Origin of the sequence: Streptosporangium sp. LJ11, assembly GCF_051918945.1 — a bacterium.
GTDB lineage: Bacteria > Actinomycetota > Actinomycetes > Streptosporangiales > Streptosporangiaceae > Streptosporangium.
In genome coordinates this window covers 32,341-48,384 of the sequence record NZ_JBPXMB010000018.1, presented here as the reverse complement: position 1 = coordinate 48,384, position 16,044 = coordinate 32,341, and the positions used below count along the sequence as shown (strand labels likewise).

Genomic DNA, 16,044 nt, shown 5'->3' with positions numbered 1-16,044 from the left:
AGGGCATGTTCGAGTCCGTGTACGGCGTGGCCGGCACCGTCGGCCCCTGCTCGAAGGCGTCTTCACCGACCAGCCGCGCTGGCGGTGGGCGTTCCTGGTCAACCTCCCCACCGGTGCGCTCACCCTGGTCATCGCCGCGCGGGTGCTGCCTGCCGGTATCAGGGGCGCTGGGAGGGCGGCGCCGAACCACACGTGCTACTGCGGGGCGGGGCGCTCAAGGTCGGCCGGAGTGGCACCGGGCGGGCCGAGGACGATGTCGCCGAACTCCTCGGTGACCGCCTGGAACAGGCCCATGTCCCAGTCGGTCTCAGGCGTGGCCAGATGCGCGGGCGTGCCCGTCCGGCGAATGAGCTCGGCGAACTTGCCGGGCGAGGTGATGTTGAGCGTGCGCGCGCCGTCGGCGCCGGCCTTGAGCGTGTGCGGGGTGTTCATCGGGATGGCGTAGAAGTCACCCGAACGTAGCGTGAAGGTCTCCGGGCCCGCCCACACCGTCAGGGAGCCGTCGATGACCCAGATCCGCTCCTCATAGCCGGTGTGCAGGTGCAGCGGCGTTCCGGCCCCGCCGGGCAAAGTGATCTCGGACAGGTCATGACGCCCGTCCGTCTCCTCTGCGGATGTGAGGATGGATAGGCGCAGGTGCTGTCCAAGAACGAACTGGCGGTCCTGCGGGACCGGCGGCGGCGAGGGAAATCAGAGGCGGCGGCGGGCTTGCGGACCAGCTGGCAGAACTCCGCCCGCTTGCCCTCCCACTGCTCCGGGGTGAACAGGTAGGTGCCCGGGTCGGCGTACCGGCGCGAGCCGGGCACGAACACGTCTCCGGAGCGGAGCCCGTCCCGCAGGGCCAGCACCACGCACAGCTCCCAGTAGTGGCGGAACGCAGTGTCATCACCGGCCTTGCGGGCCTTGGCCAGATAGTCGGCGTACCGGGCCGACACGAACGACGTTGGTGCCTCAGCCGGGACCTTGCGCCCGTGGGTGCGGTTCAGGTCCTTCAGCATCTGCAACGCGGTCATCAGATCCTGGGCGCCGGGCCCGCCCTGGAAGTCGATCACCGACAGCACTCTGGGGGTGAAGCGGCGCAGGTAGGTATAGGAGGCCTCCAGCGCCGCCAGCCGTCCGTGGTCGCGGGGCAACGGTTTCCACGACAACGAGGCGACCTCGCGGAGCTTGTCGAGTCCGATCTGGCCCCGCAGCAGCCCGCCGACCTCCTCGTCCGGGATGCCCGGGTCGTTCAGCACCGGCAGGATCACATCCATCAGCAACTGGCGGGCCTCTCCCTTCTTGGCCCGCTCCGCCAGGGCCTCGTCGGTCTTGGCCTTCGCGTGGGACTCGCGCGCCGACACCGCCTGGTCGAACAAGGCGATGACCTCGTCCAGCTGATCGACCGCGGATTGGGCGACCAGCGAAAGCAGGATCGGGTAGCGGCGCTCCTCCCGGCGCTCCAGGCCCTGCACCGTGGATCGGCGAGCCACCGTGGCCAGGAACCGGCGCCGCTCCCGGGGCAGCATTGACAGGTCCAGCTGGTGGGCGTTCATCGCCCGCAGGTACAGCAGCTTGTCGAGCGACACCCCGATCACCGGGACACTCGCCTCGACCGCGGGCGTCGTCAGCCACCGCAACCGGGACGTCCCGATCTCCGAATCCTCCACCAGCAGCCGGTCCAGGCCGGCCCGCATCGACCCGGTGAGCAGATGCCCGACCTTCTGGGTGGTCAGCTTCCCCGCCGCCGCGCGGGCCGTGGTCACCAGCTCCATCAGCGTGACCGCTCCGGGCCGCACGACCTGGGCGGACTGCAGGTGCTCCACCGCCTGCTGGAACAGCAGGCTCGGGGTGTCGTGCTCCATCGCCCGATCCAGAAGGAACTGCTCCAGCTCCTTCCACTGGATGCTGCCCGGCTTCGGGTTCTTCCACGTCAGGTATTTCAGAACCGCCTTCAGATGATCGCTGCGGGTCTGGGGCCGCTTCCGCGTCACCCGGTCGTACTGCTCAAGCATCCCGGGAAACACCGCCATCTGGCCCGCCAGCCGCAGCAGCGCCGCCTGCGGGATCCCCAGGAGGTCGTCGGGGATGTAACCGAGCCACGGCAGCGTGCACAGCTGAACGGCCAGCCCCAGCCGAGCCTCCGGACCCCGGCCTGGCGCGTCCAGGAACCCATGCTCGCGCGGCGTCAACGTGAAGTACTTGTTCAGCTCCTCGCGTCCGATGTCCGGGAACGACCGCAGACGCTCCAACTGCTCATCCGACAGGAACCGCGTCGACATCAACCACCCCGTACGTCACGGAACACACGAACCATGACGAACCGTAGTTGAGGAGATCAACAACCGTCCCGGAAACCCGAGTAACCGCAGGTCAGACTCATATCCGTTGGATTTCCGCTGTTTGCTACGGGGACCCCATATTAGAGGAGTCCCGACGGGCAAGGTCCGCTACGACAACCTCAAGGCTGCGGTCTCCGCGGTGCTGGGGTTCACCCGGGCCCGGACGGAGTCCGCCCGCTGGACGGCGTTTCGAGAGCACTACGGGGTCGAGGCGTTCTACTGCCAGCCGGGGATCAAGGGCGCCCACGAGAAGGGCGGGGTCGAGGGCGACATCGGCTGGTTCCGCCGCAACCACCTGGTCCCGATTCCAGAGGTCGGCTCGCTGGATGAGCTGAACGAGATGATCGACTGTTGGGACGAGGCCGACGAGGGACGGCGGATCGGGGCGCGGGCCAGGACGGTTGGCGAGTACTTCGCGATCGAGCGGCCGCTGCTGCGGATGGTCTCGCAGGAGCCGTTCGAGACTGGGCTGCTGCTCCCGGTCCGGGTCGATCGCTACAGCCAGATCACCGTCCGGACGAACCGGTACTCGGTCCCAGCCCGGTTCATTGGCCGCCAGCTGCGGGTGATGCTGCGCGCCTCCCGCCTGATCGTCTATGACGGACAGCAGGTCGTCGCCGAGCACGATCGGTTGTTCGCCAAGGGCGGCCGGCGCCTGGAACTGGACCACTATCTGGAGGTCCTGATCCGCAAGCCCGGCGCGCTGCCGGGCGCGACCGCTCTGGAACAGGCGCGGGCCGCGGGCAGGTTCACCCCGGTTCACGACACTTGGTGGGCGGCGGCCTGCAAAGCCCACGGCGACCGCGACGGCACCCGCGCGCTGATCGAAGTGCTGCTCCTGGCCCGTCACATTCCTACCGAGCATCTGGTTACCGGCCTGGCCGCCGCGCTGCGGGTCGGCGCCCTCACCGCGGATGCGGTCGCTCTGGAGGCCCGCAAAGCCGCTGAGGAAGACGAACAAGCTGCTCCTGAACCTGCCCAGCACGACAACCACGAGGCAACGGTGACGTTCCTGACTGAACGGCGCCTGGCCCAGCTTCCCCGCGACACCCGGCCGCTGCCCTCGGTGACGGCCTATGACCAGCTCCTCAAACGCGCCCGGCCACCCGGCGAGCGCCCAGCCCAAGGAGAAACACCATGAGCGTCCCCCACCGCGGCATGACCGAACAGGCCGCCCAGGCCTCCATCGACCAGGCCTGCCGGATGCTCCGCCTGCCCAGCATCCGCACCGCTTTCCCCGAACTGGCCGAGCAGGCGACCCGCGAGCAGATGTCCTACCTGGGATTCCTCGCCGAGCTCTTGCTAACCGAATGTGATGACCGTGCTCGTCGCCGCTCCGAACGTCGTATCAAGGCGGCCCAGTTCCCCCGCGACAAGTCTCTGCGCGCCTTCGACTTCGACGCCAACCCCAACATTGACCCCGCTACCATCCACACGCTCGCCACTTGCGAATGGGTGAAAAAGGGCCAGCCCCTCTGCCTGATCGGCGACTCCGGCACCGGCAAGTCCCACCTGCTCATCGCCCTCGGGACCGAGGCGGCGATGAAGGGCTACCGGGTCCGCTACACCCTCGCCACCAAGCTCGTGAACGAACTCGTCGAGGCCGCCGACGAGAAGGTCCTCGCCAAGACCGTCGCCCGCTACGGACGCGTCGACCTGCTCTGTATTGACGAACTCGGCTACATGGAACTCGACCGGCACGGCGCCGAGCTCCTCTTCCAGGTCCTCACCGAACGCGAAGAGAAGAACAGCGTCGCCATCGCCAGCAACGAGTCCTTCTCCGGCTGGACCCGCACCTTCACCGACCCGCGCCTCTGCGCTGCGATCGTCGACCGGCTTCCTTCGCCGGCAACATCCTCGAGACCGGCACCGACTCCTACCGCCTTGCCCAGACCCGAGCCAGAGCCGAACAAGCCAGCTGACCCGTGCTCGGTACTGGTGGGGTCGCGTATTCAACTGTCGCGAGTTGTCGTTCCCCTGGGCCCTACTGGTGACGTTCCGTGCTCGCCGGAGGCGTGGCGGTTCAGTCGTGGAACCCGCGGAAGACGCCGTCTGCGTCGGCGCTCTCGGCGAACTCGCCGAAGTCCATGTTGCCGATGGAGAGGTTGGCGTGAATCCCGGGGATCTCGGAGGGGATGACGCGCATCTCCCATGTGAATTCCAGCTCGATGACCAGGAACGGCATCTCCTGCGAATCGACGGTGACCTTGTCGGCGATGACGAGGATCGGGTCCTGGTAGCCGTCCGGAAGCAGGGCGAGGATCTGCTGCGCAGTGAAGCCTTGATAGGCGGGGTCCTCGACGACCTTCACCTGGCCCGAGAACTCCTTTGCCCAGCCGTCCTTGTCGATGTCGCCGAGCGTGTTTCGTACGGCCTGCCATCGTTCCTGGTCAGAGAAGTCGGTACACACCACGAGCAGGGCGTCGACTTTGGGCAACATGTCCATCTGACGATCTTCGAGGCGATGCCAGTGGCTCCGCAAGCTCACCGACGACCCTAGTGTCCGTAGTGGCGGTTGGAATAGGCGAGCACACCAATCAGTACCGCAGGCCCATGGGGGTTAAGCAGCGCCATGATCAGACTCAGGGCCGCCTGCCGCTTTCAGTTGCTCGAGTATAGCGCCGAGGCTCTTCCCGGGCTGAGGCTCTTGTGACGGTGGCAGGTCGGCGATCGCGCCCACCAAAAACGGTCCGTCCAGCAGATCGGCGGTGAACGTCACGCCGGTGAGGCGGGCCGCCATCGCAAACATCCGCGCGCCATGTCCGGACAGGTCGTCGTAGCGTTGATCCCAGTCCTCATCTGAGCCCTCCGCGAGAGGCAAACCGAACTCGCGCATGAGGCCGGCCAGCCGGTCGGTGTCGGCACCGGAGCGACGCTCGGGAAAAGTCGGGTCGAAAGCCGTGAGCACCATGCCGTCCGCGGCGTAATGAAAGTAGTCGCAGGCATAGTCATGCCGCAGGACGGACACCACGTCGGTGTCGGCCGACAGACGCTCCAGCGTCGGGTTGTCCGTCCCCGACCAGCCGCACGGCTCCACCGCCGCGCACCCATCGCCGGTTGCGACCACTCCGACATAACCACCTCCCTCACCACCCTTGGTCATCATCGTGAAGTCGGAGACTGCCAGCTTCAGCTCGGCGAAGTTCATCTGCGTGCTCGTGCGAGCGCCGAACCGGCGCAGCACCTCGGCCGGGTCGAGCCCACGCACCAAGGTCACGCAATAGATCTCGCCGAGCAGGTCGCCCCGATCGCCGTACGGCGGTTGCAGCCAGCGGAACGGCGTCAGCGCATCGATTGTCATGTCGCGATCTTGGCAGGCCCTACCGACATAGTCAGGCCCACTTTGCCCTTCCGCGCGCACCTGCTGCCCGAGAGCTCGGTTGTTGCCGCCGACATCACGGAAAGTCACTACCACGGCCCTCGGCATCGAGAACTCGCGATAGTCGAATAGGTGACTCCACCAGTACCGAGCCCATGACCACACTCACACAGCGTCACAAGAGCCATGTCCCGGACCCACGGCATGGCTCTCTTTTTCACTAACACTCCAAGGCAGTTGATCAGCAAATGGCTCTCAAACCGACCGACACGTGGCTCTCGGATCCACCTTCATAGCCAGTCGTCCTTGCGCCGGCCACCCACGGGGAGACGTCAAGGTGAGCGGTGAGTGACCTGCAGCCGAACGGCTGGTGGCGGGCCGAACATCCGCCGCAGCGGGAAGTAACGATCAAGTAGGCTGCCGATCGTGTCCGCGCCTCCCCCGCTCACCGGCCCCATGCGTGCCCAGGCGCGTTCGACGCCCGGTCGGTGGCTGTACGCCGTCGACCCGTTCTTCGACCCGGACGGCGCTGTCCCCCCGTACGGGGTGATCGGCGCGTGGCGAATCGACGAGCGCGGCGAGGTGAGCGAGGAGTTCACCCCCAACCCCGGCTACCGGCCCTCGCCGGTGTCGCTGGGCTTCGGGGAGCCGTCCGACCCGCTCGACGCCGCCGTCCAGCTGGCGGTGACCGGCTATTCGGACGGCGAAGACCTCATGGCGCTCCTGCTGGAGTCGGAGGTCTTCGTGGACACGGGCCCCGACGGGAGGATCCCGGTGTACGACACGAAAGTCGTCATGGCCTACACCTCTTGGGCCCATCTGCCGAAGGACCTTCCCGCCGGGGTGTCGGGCCGGCGGGTGCTGCGCGGCGTCGACCTGGTGGGCTTCATGCCCGAGGGCGTCGATCTCGCGCTCAACGCACAGGGGCGCGCGGGCATCCGTGTCCCCCGACCGCGCGGCCGCTGACCGGCCATGTCCCTTCAGCTGCCGCAGGAGCTGGCCGTCCCGCTCGCCTGGACCGGCTTGGTCGTCTGGCCGGACTCCGACGAAGACGCGATCCGTGCGCAGGGTACACGCTATGTGATGCTCTCGGTGCGGCTGAGGCGCTCCGCGCAGGACACCGAGGCTCATCACAGCCAGGTGTGGGAGCGCAACTCCGGCGACGGCGTGGACGCCTACCGCTCGTGGGCGCGGCGAAGCGCGCCGGCCGACCGGCTGAACCGGCTGGCCGACGCCCTGGAGCTGGTCGGCCTGGCCCTGCTGAGCGCGGCCTCGATCGTGCTGCTGTGGAAGCTCGGGGTGATCGCCCAGCTCGTCGCGCTGCTGATCGCCGTCACCCGCGCCATGGCCACGGCGGTGATGTCCCCGGCGGCCTCGCTGGTGGCCGTCGCCGCGCGTACGGCCGCGACCCGCGCCGCCCTGCGCCGGCTGCTGGAGGAGGTCGCCCGCTTTTTCTCGCGCGGCGTGGTCGACCCGCTCAAGCGGGCGGTCATGCTCCTGCGCGGCGGCGTCGGCCGCCTGCGTGGCCGCCCGGCGGACTGGGACCCCCTCAAGGTCGCCGCCAACCGCCACGTCGACGTCTCCGCGATCCGGCCCCGGCCGCGCTTTCGCGACTCCCTCCTCCCCGGTACGCGGCCGGTCTGGCGCACAGACGACCGTCCCCTCTACCGGTCCGACACCCGTCACCCCGACGAGATCTTCTCCCAGGGGCTGCAGCCGAGGAATCCCGCCAACACCGACCTGAACGGCTACGTCGCCTTCTTGGACGAGCGGGCCAGGAGTTCCGCCTTCGTCGGCACCAGCTACAACCGCGACATCCACCGGTGGTGGCACGAGTACGGGTCACAGGGCTGGGTGTACGAGGTCAGCACGCCCGGCGGCACCGGCATCCGGCTGCCGAACTCCAGTTACGACGAGGTCGTCTTTCCCGGTGGCGTCGCCCCCGATCACATCACGCGGGCCCGGCCGTACCAGATGTCCCGCCAGGGGGAGATGACGGTGGGCGAGTGGCTGGACAATCCTCGCGCACGGCCTGGCTGACGGCCTCCTCGCCGAGCTGCTCGGCCCGGCGGTACCCGACGTCCATCCGGCCCAGCGCCTGCTCGGCGTCCCCCAGGTCGGCCACGACCGACTCCAGCGACTCCAGCATCGCCTCGACCGTCTGCCCGAAGAGCCCGCCGACCAGACCGCCGATGGGCCCGGTGCCGAACATGGCCGGCGAGCCGCCGACGTCGTGAGCGCGTGCGGCGAGATCGTCTCGCACCTCCCCCAGCCCGCCGGAGGCCGTCCGAAGGCTGGAGGGGTGGACGTCCAGGGGTTTCATCCGCGGTTCTCGATCCGGCGGGCGAGATCGCCGATCTCGTGTGTGAGGGCGTTCATCTTCCTCATGGACGCGTCCTGGACGCCCTCCAGCGCTCGGGCCAGTGCCGCCACGTCGACGTGTTCGTGTCCGGCCTCGATGTTCGCGCGCAGGTCGTCCAGCGCGGCGTTGACGGCGACCATGATCAGGTCGCACAGCTCGCGTGAGCCCATCCGCATAATGCGCGGATCGACCTTCAGCGACGTGAGCCGGCACTGCGGGGAGACCGTCGCCGACACCCGCCCGTCCGCGGCCCGCCCCTCGCCGCCGCGCGGTTCCTCCTTCGGCGGCGGCTCCTTTCCCAACGCGTCGAGCCCGCGCCTGGCCTCGTCCAGGAACCGATCGAAATCCTCGAAATTCACGGCCACGGGTCGAGGGTAGGGACGGCGGCCTACGGCGAAGTGTCATCGGGGTGAACGGTTCGTGAGGGCCTGTGAGGAGGATTGGTACGGGAGTTAGAGCTGCTAACACAATGAGCTGAGGCGGCGCCAGCAGATCAGTGCGCAGCCGAGGCTGAGGAAGGCTTCGTGGATGTCGTCGCGGACTTCCCAGCGGATGCGCAACCGGCGGAAGTGGTGCAGCAAGGCGAAGGCCTGTTCCACGACCCAGCGCTGTTTCCCCAGGCCAGAGCCGTGCTCGGTACCGCGTCGGGCGATCAGCGGGCGGATGCCCAGGGCGCATACCTGCTTGCGGTACTTGTCGTGGTCGTAACCGCGGTCGGCCAGGACGACATCGGGCCGTCGGCGAGGCCGACCACGCTTGCCACGCACCAGCGGGATGGCCTGCAGCAGCGGGATCAACTGAGTGACATCGCCCGCGATTGCCGCCGGTCAAGATGACGGCGAGCGGGATGCCGGTGGCGTCGGTGATCAGGTGGTGCTTGCTGCCGGCCCGTCCTCCTCGACCTGAACCAGCAGACACTAACCGTCGAGTAACTCGCCCCCAACGACGCCAGACAGCTACCCGAAGTGTGTCCTGGCCTCCGCTTTAGGGCGGAGGCCAGGACCGGGGCGGACGGGATGCGGCGGTCGGGTTAGCGGTGGGTGATCCACCAGATGGTCAGCGCGATGGGGGCCGAGGCGACGGCTGCGGCGGCGCTGCGTACCGCGGCGGCCAGGGCGGCGCGGGTCAGGCGGCGCAGGAACGGGCGGTCGATCATGGGCGGTTCTCCTTACCGCGTGCCCCAGGCGCTGCTCGCCCGGGACGGTGCCCTCATCAAGCCTCTTCGGAGGGTTTTCCGGATCCGCTCGCATCGGCGCGGTGGGGCGGGCAGGGTGGGAGACCTCGGGGAATGGGGTGATGGGTGGCTTTTCCGGATGGTTTCGATCCGGATCCGGATGTACGAGAGGTAGCAGGGTGAGCGGCTCCAGCGATTCAACGGACGCGACAGGGGCAGCCGGTGCGGTGGATGCGACCGGCCGGTACGCCGCCGCGCTCCGGGCGTTGCACCAAGCCGCCGGCGCACCGGACGGCGCGATGATCCAGCGGCAGGCGGCCGCGCAGCGGCCGCCGTTGAAGGTGACGTCCACGTCGTGGAGTGATTGGCGCAACGGCCGCAACGTCCCATCTGACCGGAAGGTCGCCGACTGGCTGATCGTCTTCCTGCGCGGCCGCGCCCGGCAGAAATCCCCCACTTATGGTGCGCCGCCTGACGCGTGGTGGGAGGAGCTTCGACAGCGGGCGCGGGCCGAGCGCCGCCAGGGCCGTGGGCGTGGTGGGCGTCCCCCCACTCCTCACCCGCCGGCCCCCACCGTGCAGAAGGTGGAGAGCGAGCCGGTGCGGTGCTGGGTGGGGGTGGTGCCCCGGGCCGCGGACTGCTTCCAGACCCGCGAGATCGCCGACCGGCTCACCGAGGCCGCCGCCGGCGGTGGGACGGTGGTGGTCTCGCAGGTGCTGGCCGGGATGGGCGGGATCGGCAAGACCCAGCTCGCCGCCGCCTACGCCCGCCGGACGTGGCAGCGACAGGAGGTGGAGGTGTTGGTATGGGTGAGCGCGACCTCCCATTTGCAGATCCTGGCCGGCTACGCCCAGGCCGCCACTGAGCTCGGTCTGCCCACTGACCCCGGTGACGTCGAACGGGCCGCCAGGCGGTTTCTCACCTGGGCCCAGACCACGCCGGCGGCGTGGCTGGTGGTGCTCGACGATGTGCAGGACCCCGCCGACGTGCGGGAGCTGTGGCCCTCGGGCGCAGCTGGGCGCGTGGTGGTCACCACCCGACGCCGGGACGCGGCCCTGACCGCCCAAGGCCGCCGGGAGGTGGAGGTGGGGGTGTTCGCCAAGGCTGAGGCACGCGCCTACCTGAGCGCCAAGCTCGCCGTTCACGACCGCATCGACAGCGACACCGAGATCGACGCGCTCGCCGCCGACCTGGGATATCTGCCGCTGGCGCTGGCGCAGGCGGCCGCCTACCTGGTCGACGCGGGCCTGGATTGCGCCGGCTATCGGGAGCGGCTGGCCGATCGGCGCCGCACCCTGGCCGAGGTGGTCCCCGAGCAGGGCGCTCTGCCCGATGACCACCCCGCGATCGTGGCCGCGGCCTGGTCGTTATCGATCGACCGCGCCGACCGTGCCCGGCCCGCCGGACTGGCCCGGCCCCTGCTGCAGGTAGCAGCTCTGCTGGATCCGAACGGCATCCCGCAGGCCGCACTGACCAGCACCCCGGTGCTGGCCTACCTGGCAACCCAACGACGTCCACGGGCCACGAGGGAGGTGTTGGCTGCCGACGCCCGCGACGGGCTGCGGGTGTTGCACCGCTTCAGCCTTATCGACCACGACCCCACCGCATCTTTTCAGGAGGTGCGGGTCCACCAGCTCATCCAGCGCGCCACCCGCGATACCTTCTCCAGTGCCCAGGTGGCCGCCGTCGCGCGTATCGCCGCCGATGCCTTGCTGGAGGTCTGGCCGGATGTCGAACGTGATCAGGCCGGGCCTGTCTTGTGCGTCAACACCACCACTTTGGGCACCCTCACCGGCACCGCCCTATGGGAATGGAACGATGAGGCACACCCGATCCTGTTTCGCGCCGCGAGCAGCGTCGGCGACAGTGGACAGGTTCACGCAGCCGTCGCCGAATACACCCGGCTGCATGCCACCGCCATCCAGCTTTTCGGCCCCGACCACCCCGACACCCTGAACACCCGCAACAACCTGGCGTACTGGCGGGGGCAGGCCGGGGATGCGGCAGGCGCAGCCACCGCGTTCAAAGACCTCCTCACCGACCACCTGCGGGTATTGGGCCCCGACCACCCCAACACCCTGAACACCCGCAACAACCTGGCGTACTGGCGGGGGCAGGCTGGGGATGTGGCAGGCGCGGCCGCCGCAACCGAAGACCTCCTCACCGACCACCTGCGGGTATTGGGCCCCGACCACCCCAACACCCTGACCATCCGCAACAACCTGGCGCGCTGGCGGGGAGATGCCGGGGATGTGGCAGGCGCGGCCGCCGCAACCGAAGACCTCCTCACCGACCACCTGCGGGTATTGGGCCCCGACCACCCCAACACCCTGACCATCCGCAACAACCTGGCGCGCTGGCGGGGAGATGCCGGGGATGTGGCAGGCGCGGCCGCCGCAACCGAAGACCTCCTCACCGACCACCTGCGGGTTCTAGGCCCCGACCACCCCAACACCCTGACCACCCGAGGCAATCTGGCGTACTGGCGGGGGCAGGCTGGGGATGCGGCAGGCGCGGCCGCCGCAACCGAAGACCTCCTCACCGACCACCTGCGGGTATTGGGCCCCGACCACCCCGACACCCTGGCCACCCGAGGCAATCTGGCGCGCTGGCGGGGGCAGGCTGGGGATGCGGCAGGCGCGGCCGCCGCATTCGAAGACCTCCTCACCGACCGCCTGCGGGTACTGGGCCCCGACCACCCCAACACCCTGACCACCCGAGGTAATCTGGCGTACTGGCGGGGGCAGGCTGGGGATGCGGCAGGCGCGGCCGCCGCATTCGAAGACCTCCTCACCGACCGCCTGCGGGTACTGGGCCCCGACCACCCCAACACCCTGACCACCCGAGGCCACCTGGCGCGCTGGCGGGGGCAGGCTGGGGATGCGGCAGGCGCGGCCGCCGCATTCGAAGACCTCCTCACCGACCACCTGCGGGTACTGGGCCCCGACCACCCCAACACCCTGACCACCCGAGGCCACCTGGCGTACTGGCAGGAGCAGGCGGGACTCGTATAGACGGCCAGGCAGCGGAGGCGATCACACGGTGTTCTTGAGCTCCGTATCGATCGCCGGCTCAACGCAACCGTTCCCATCGTCTCGTCGTCAGTAGTCCAGGGCACGGTCGACCAGGTCGGCAACCTCGGTAGGTGAGGGGGTCCCAGTAGCAATCGCGGAAAATCCAACGGATATGGGTCTGACCTGCGTGGATGGAAGCTGGACCCGCCGTCCCGTGATCGTGTTTCTCAAGGAGTTCCCGCAGGTCAGCAGCAACACCGTTGGATTCTGCTCCATTGCTACTGAGCCCCCATACGGGACGGTTCCGGGACCACTGCGGACGTGACAGGCACCCCCGAACAGCATCACGCCTTCTTATCCACTGAGTTCCGTCCCGGGTTCTCCGCGCTTCGGGACGTCGTTATCCACTGAGCTGGTAGCAGGAGTTCTTGTGTGGCACGTCGGCCAGCAGGGCGCACACCAGGTCGGCGAAGGCCTCGCGTGGTTCAGGCCGGGTGAACAGGGGGCCGGCGATGCGCGTGGTCAGCGCGGTCAGTTCCGTATCCCAGGACACGACGCGATCGTAGGTCAGAGCACACGTCACACACCGACGATGGACCAACTACGTACCGTAGCGAGCCAAACGAATCAAGATCTACGAATGTAGTACCCGTCACTGGCAGATTTTCCATACTCATAGGCAACAAACAAGTCTAATCGCATCATGTACAACAAACAAACGATGTAAAATTTAATAAAGCGACGCACGCTATAAGTCTTTGCGTCTTTCATGGGGACCGTCTATGGGGTCAGGCGGACCGCTCGCGCTCGGCGCATTGTGGTGTTCCCGCGACTTCGTCCGAATGCCTATCGTCGGAAAGCCGACGAGAAGAGCCCCGAGACAGCGGGGTCGTAGCCACGCGTGGCTTACCCCCCGCAGCGGCTTGAGCTAAGGCCGACTGTAGTGCTCGATCCCGGCAGCCATCCGTCGATCACGACCCGCGCGAATCGATGCCGGCCGCGTCGATCAGAGCGCGGTGATCGACGGTACCCCCGGCAGTCCCGCTGAACTCCTCACGATAGGTGGAGCAATGGAGCAGCAAGCCGCCCAGGTCATGGACATCCTTTTAGGATTTGTCAGGGCGCAGAGCATGAACACCGCCATCAAACTCGGCATCCCCGAACGGTTCGCCGACGGGGCGGTGAGCGCCGAGACGATCGCTAGCCAATGCGGGCTCGACGTCTGCGCGACAGTGCGACTGCTCCGCTGTCTATCGTCGGCGGGAATCCTTCAGGAGCAGCCGGGAAACGTCTTCGCGGCCACCGCGCTCACTCCGGCTCTTCGCGAATCAGTCCCGGGCAACATCGCCCCCTACATCCGTTTCGTCTGCGACTACGCTTTCACCCCCGCCCAGCACATCGACGACGTCGTGACATCGGGGGCATCAGGGGCGGCGTTCAGCGCCGCACACGGGCGGACGTTCTTCGAACTCCTGGCTCAAGATCGCGAAGCCGGGCGGATGTTCGACGCGGCGATGGCTTCCACCAGCAGTGGGTTCGTTGACGGCGTGCTCCGGCGCGACTGGTCGGGAGCCGCGAGCGTCGTGGATGTGGGCGGTGGCAACGGCTCGCTGCTGGCCGCTCTCCTCACCGATAGCCCGCATTTGAAAGCGACCTTGTGCGAGCAGCCTCACGTCCTCGCCGAGGCCGGGCCCGTCCTCGCCGAGGCGGAGATCGCCGATCGCTGCGACCTCCAGGAGTGCGACTTCTTCCAGGAGGTGCCCGCCGGAGGTGACGTCTACATCATGGCCCGGGTCCTGCACAACTGGGACGACGCGCACGCCGTCCGCATCCTGCAGCGGGTACGGCAAGCCCTACCTCCCACGGGCAGGCTCCTGATTGCGGAGCAGGTCCTCGCCGCGGCGGGTGCCACGCACTGGACCAAGACCTATGACCTGTTCATCAGCCTGTTGCTGACCGGCAACGAACGCACTGAAGACGAATGGGTCATCCTGCTGGCTCGCGCCGGTTTCACGATCGAAACCATCACCGCCGCCGGATGGCGGTGCCAGCTCATCGAATGTGTTCCCGACCCTGACTGGAGGATCTGAAACGGTGGTAGACACCATGCGGCAATGGAGCGGGCGTCGAGTCCTGGGCGCCCAAGTTTGGACGGCCGCCCAGCGAGTGATCTGCGGATCTGGCTGTGTGCACCACAGGTGTTGCGTCCGCTAGAGTCATCCTGACCGCTTCTGAGCTGCGGACTCGCACCTGCAACGCTCGTGGCACCCTGGAGAAACGTCGGCGATCACGACCCGGGGTTGTCTTGGGCGACACGCTCCAGGGCATATAGCCCGCCTAGCCGGACCGCAGCCTTGTCGCTACCGAGCTGCTCGACAGCTTTGGTGTACAGCTCGGTTACCTGGCGTTCGGTTGCGTCGTGTGCGGTGATGAGGGTGGCCAATTCTTGGTGGCGCTGACGGCGAAAAGCCAGCATCAGCGTGATCGCGGCGCCAATCCCGGCGCCGAGGGCCAGCCCAGTCTGGATCGCGCCCTGTCGCGCGGCGGCCCACGAAGGACGCGCACCGGGGTCACAGGCCGATTCCTCGCATGGGGTTGTCGCGCCATTTGTCGGCGGTGCGGATGTAGGAGTACTCCGCGGTCGGCTCGCCGACATCGACGAGGTCGCCGAGGAGATCGACGGTCTCGGGAGCGCCAGGTACGGGTGGGCGCGCGGCGGCCGACAGTCCTGCGCGAGGGTGCGGGATCGTCGGCGCTCACGGTCACCCACCAGACCCCTCTCCTTATTATCCGGGGAGTTTTTCCGGCGTTAGCCCGGCCCCTGCCCGGTGGTTATCCGGGGAGATCATACCGAGACTCCCCGGATAAGACGACTTATCCGGGGAGCATTGGCTCACGCGAGACCCTCACCCGCGTCCACATCCGGACATGCCGCGACCCGTACGAAATGAGCGACGGCGAAGGCGGCCCGGGAGCAGCCTCGCCCGGGCGGGCCGCAGACCTGACCGTTTGAGCGGAACGTCACCGCACACTTCCTCTGTGTCGCATTGAGGTGTTTAGGTTCGGTCACCCAAAGAGGCCGGACGTGTACGTATACAGGATGACTTCATGTTAAACGTGGCTTTACAGCCTTTATTTCCTCCTTATGGAGATCTTGCGCGCTTAAGTGATCTATGGGTAATTTCTGATCGTTTGCTTGTTGCGCGCTCCGAACCGTCGACCCCGGCCCCGCTGCGGGCCTGGTGGCGGGCTGGGGTAACGCGGGAGCGGTTGGCTCTCGCGCTGACTTGTTCGGAGGGTGACGGCGTATGCGCCGCAGTCTGTCGCGACCGCGTCCAGTCGGCTGTAGAGCCTGGCAGGTGGTGGCGGTTATCGCCGCGGCGATGCCGGGTCTGCTGCTGTTTCAAGCAGTTCCTGCTTCAGCTTCGACTGTGATGCGGCCGGTCGTGCTCGTTGGTGGCCAACCGGTCACTCCTGAGCAGTTGACGGGTTCAGCGGCAAGCTTTCCATCACTGGTCGATTCGGCGGCCACGGTGACGACGGCGAAAGTGGCCGAGACTTCCCCGCCCGATGACACCGCCAAGAGCGGGAAGAGGCCTGCGGGGGCGTTGTCGGTTGACGCCAAAGATGTTGTGCCCGATAAGAAGTTCACCCGCTCCTCTCCGGGCAAGCCCGGCTCGGGGGTGTTGTTGCCGCAGGCTCGTGACAGCGCGTCGTTGATGGGCATGACGATCGCGAGCTACTACCCCGATGATCGATCCATGGTGGACACCCTCACTCCGGAGTTGCGTGCCTACGGCTACAACGGCGGCCTGGGAGGGCCGTATTACGAGTACCGGTACAAGGTCTGACGG

The 16,044-nt window shown here is 67.7% G+C and carries 14 protein-coding genes and 2 pseudogenes; 7 read left to right on the top strand and 9 right to left on the bottom strand.

Features of this window, described 5'->3' with window-relative positions; all coding sequences use genetic code 11:
* Positions 1-195 precede the first annotated feature (195 nt).
* Entirely contained in the window at positions 196-570 is a 375-nt protein-coding gene (locus tag ACTOQ3_RS25550) for a cupin domain-containing protein (RefSeq protein ID WP_440085886.1), read from the bottom strand.
* Complete coding sequence (locus tag ACTOQ3_RS25545; protein ID WP_440085885.1) at positions 492-2,261, bottom strand: DUF4158 domain-containing protein; 1,770 nt, start codon at positions 2,259-2,261, stop codon at positions 492-494. The genes ACTOQ3_RS25550 and ACTOQ3_RS25545 overlap by 79 nt, the downstream gene beginning before the upstream one ends.
* A 121-nt stretch (positions 2,262-2,382) precedes the next feature.
* Here ACTOQ3_RS25545 and ACTOQ3_RS25540 point away from each other — a divergent pair, with 121 nt between their 5' ends.
* Both ACTOQ3_RS25540 and istB read left to right on the top strand, forming a co-directional pair.
* Positions 2,383-3,462, top strand: a complete 1,080-nt coding sequence (locus ACTOQ3_RS25540; protein ID WP_440085884.1) for a Mu transposase domain-containing protein — start codon at positions 2,383-2,385, stop codon at positions 3,460-3,462.
* On the top strand, positions 3,459-4,460 hold the full coding sequence (gene istB, locus ACTOQ3_RS25535; protein WP_440085883.1) for an IS21-like element helper ATPase IstB: 1,002 nt from the start codon (positions 3,459-3,461) through the stop codon (positions 4,458-4,460). Before ACTOQ3_RS25540 ends, istB begins: the two co-directional genes overlap by 4 nt.
* Here istB and ACTOQ3_RS25530 read toward each other — a convergent pair.
* Together ACTOQ3_RS25530 and ACTOQ3_RS25525 are read right to left on the bottom strand one after the other, a co-directional pair.
* Complete coding sequence (locus ACTOQ3_RS25530) at positions 4,345-4,767, bottom strand: DUF6924 domain-containing protein (RefSeq protein ID WP_440085882.1); 423 nt, start codon at positions 4,765-4,767, stop codon at positions 4,345-4,347. The two genes, istB and ACTOQ3_RS25530, sit on opposite strands and share 116 nt — an antisense overlap.
* 114 nt (positions 4,768-4,881) lie before the next feature.
* A complete protein-coding gene (locus tag ACTOQ3_RS25525) occupies positions 4,882-5,622 on the bottom strand; it encodes a DUF6461 domain-containing protein (RefSeq protein ID WP_440085881.1) in 741 nt (246 codons plus the stop codon).
* A gap of 444 nt (positions 5,623-6,066) precedes the next feature.
* Here ACTOQ3_RS25525 and ACTOQ3_RS25520 point away from each other — a divergent pair, with 444 nt between their 5' ends.
* Together ACTOQ3_RS25520 and ACTOQ3_RS25515 are read left to right on the top strand one after the other, a co-directional pair.
* Positions 6,067-6,606: a type VII secretion system-associated protein gene (locus ACTOQ3_RS25520; RefSeq protein ID WP_440085880.1), complete on the top strand. Its 540-nt coding sequence runs from the start codon at positions 6,067-6,069 to the stop codon at positions 6,604-6,606.
* Between the two features lie 6 nt (positions 6,607-6,612).
* A complete protein-coding gene (locus tag ACTOQ3_RS25515; protein ID WP_440085878.1) occupies positions 6,613-7,680 on the top strand; it encodes a scabin-related ADP-ribosyltransferase in 1,068 nt (355 codons plus the stop codon).
* On the opposite strand, the gene ACTOQ3_RS25510 is transcribed toward ACTOQ3_RS25515, so the two are convergent.
* The 4 genes and pseudogenes from ACTOQ3_RS25510 to ACTOQ3_RS25495 all read right to left on the bottom strand — a co-directional run bounded on the left by ACTOQ3_RS25510 (position 7,592) and on the right by ACTOQ3_RS25495 (position 9,158).
* The gene (locus tag ACTOQ3_RS25510) at positions 7,592-7,963 is read right to left on the bottom strand and encodes a hypothetical protein (RefSeq protein WP_440085877.1); all 372 of its coding nucleotides are present in this window, start codon (positions 7,961-7,963) and stop codon (positions 7,592-7,594) included. The two genes, ACTOQ3_RS25515 and ACTOQ3_RS25510, sit on opposite strands and share 89 nt — an antisense overlap.
* Positions 7,960-8,367, bottom strand: coding sequence for a YbaB/EbfC family nucleoid-associated protein (locus tag ACTOQ3_RS25505; RefSeq protein ID WP_440085876.1), 408 nt, complete (start codon positions 8,365-8,367; stop codon positions 7,960-7,962). Before ACTOQ3_RS25505 ends, ACTOQ3_RS25510 begins: the two co-directional genes overlap by 4 nt.
* 96 nt (positions 8,368-8,463) lie before the next feature.
* Positions 8,464-8,926 (bottom strand): annotated as a pseudogene (locus tag ACTOQ3_RS25500) (IS5 family transposase); the annotation flags it as partial.
* Between the two features lie 106 nt (positions 8,927-9,032).
* Positions 9,033-9,158: a hypothetical protein gene (locus ACTOQ3_RS25495; protein WP_440085875.1), complete on the bottom strand. Its 126-nt coding sequence runs from the start codon at positions 9,156-9,158 to the stop codon at positions 9,033-9,035.
* Between the two features lie 197 nt (positions 9,159-9,355).
* On the opposite strand from ACTOQ3_RS25495, the gene ACTOQ3_RS25490 reads away from it, so the two are divergent.
* Positions 9,356-12,190, top strand: a complete 2,835-nt coding sequence (locus ACTOQ3_RS25490) for a tetratricopeptide repeat protein (RefSeq protein ID WP_440085874.1) — start codon at positions 9,356-9,358, stop codon at positions 12,188-12,190.
* Positions 12,191-12,611: 421 nt separating this feature from the next.
* On the opposite strand, the pseudogene ACTOQ3_RS25485 reads toward ACTOQ3_RS25490, so the two are convergent.
* A pseudogene (locus ACTOQ3_RS25485) lies at positions 12,612-12,773 on the bottom strand (IS701 family transposase); the annotation flags it as partial.
* A 487-nt stretch (positions 12,774-13,260) separates the two neighbouring features.
* On the opposite strand from ACTOQ3_RS25485, the gene ACTOQ3_RS25480 reads away from it, so the two are divergent.
* Positions 13,261-14,280, top strand: a complete 1,020-nt coding sequence (locus tag ACTOQ3_RS25480; RefSeq protein WP_440085873.1) for a methyltransferase — start codon at positions 13,261-13,263, stop codon at positions 14,278-14,280.
* Between the two features lie 1,272 nt (positions 14,281-15,552).
* Positions 15,553-16,041: a hypothetical protein gene (locus tag ACTOQ3_RS25475; protein WP_440085872.1), complete on the top strand. Its 489-nt coding sequence runs from the start codon at positions 15,553-15,555 to the stop codon at positions 16,039-16,041.
* The last annotated feature ends 3 nt before the right edge of the window (positions 16,042-16,044 follow it).

Bases quoted from the DNA above. Each gene is read 5' to 3' on its own strand.
- ACTOQ3_RS25545 (WP_440085885.1), bottom strand. From the start codon at position 2,261: ATGTCGACGCGGTTCCTGTCGGATGAGCAGTTGGAGCGTCTGCGGTCG.
- istB (WP_440085883.1), top strand. From the start codon at position 3,459: ATGAGCGTCCCCCACCGCGGCATGACCGAACAGGCCGCCCAGGCCTCC.
- ACTOQ3_RS25530 (WP_440085882.1), bottom strand. From the start codon at position 4,767: ATGGACATGTTGCCCAAAGTCGACGCCCTGCTCGTGGTGTGTACCGAC.
- ACTOQ3_RS25525 (WP_440085881.1), bottom strand. From the start codon at position 5,622: ATGACAATCGATGCGCTGACGCCGTTCCGCTGGCTGCAACCGCCGTAC.
- ACTOQ3_RS25515 (WP_440085878.1), top strand. From the start codon at position 6,613: ATGTCCCTTCAGCTGCCGCAGGAGCTGGCCGTCCCGCTCGCCTGGACC.
- ACTOQ3_RS25510 (WP_440085877.1), bottom strand. From the start codon at position 7,963: ATGAAACCCCTGGACGTCCACCCCTCCAGCCTTCGGACGGCCTCCGGC.
- ACTOQ3_RS25495 (WP_440085875.1), bottom strand. From the start codon at position 9,158: ATGATCGACCGCCCGTTCCTGCGCCGCCTGACCCGCGCCGCCCTGGCC.
- ACTOQ3_RS25480 (WP_440085873.1), top strand. From the start codon at position 13,261: ATGGAGCAGCAAGCCGCCCAGGTCATGGACATCCTTTTAGGATTTGTC.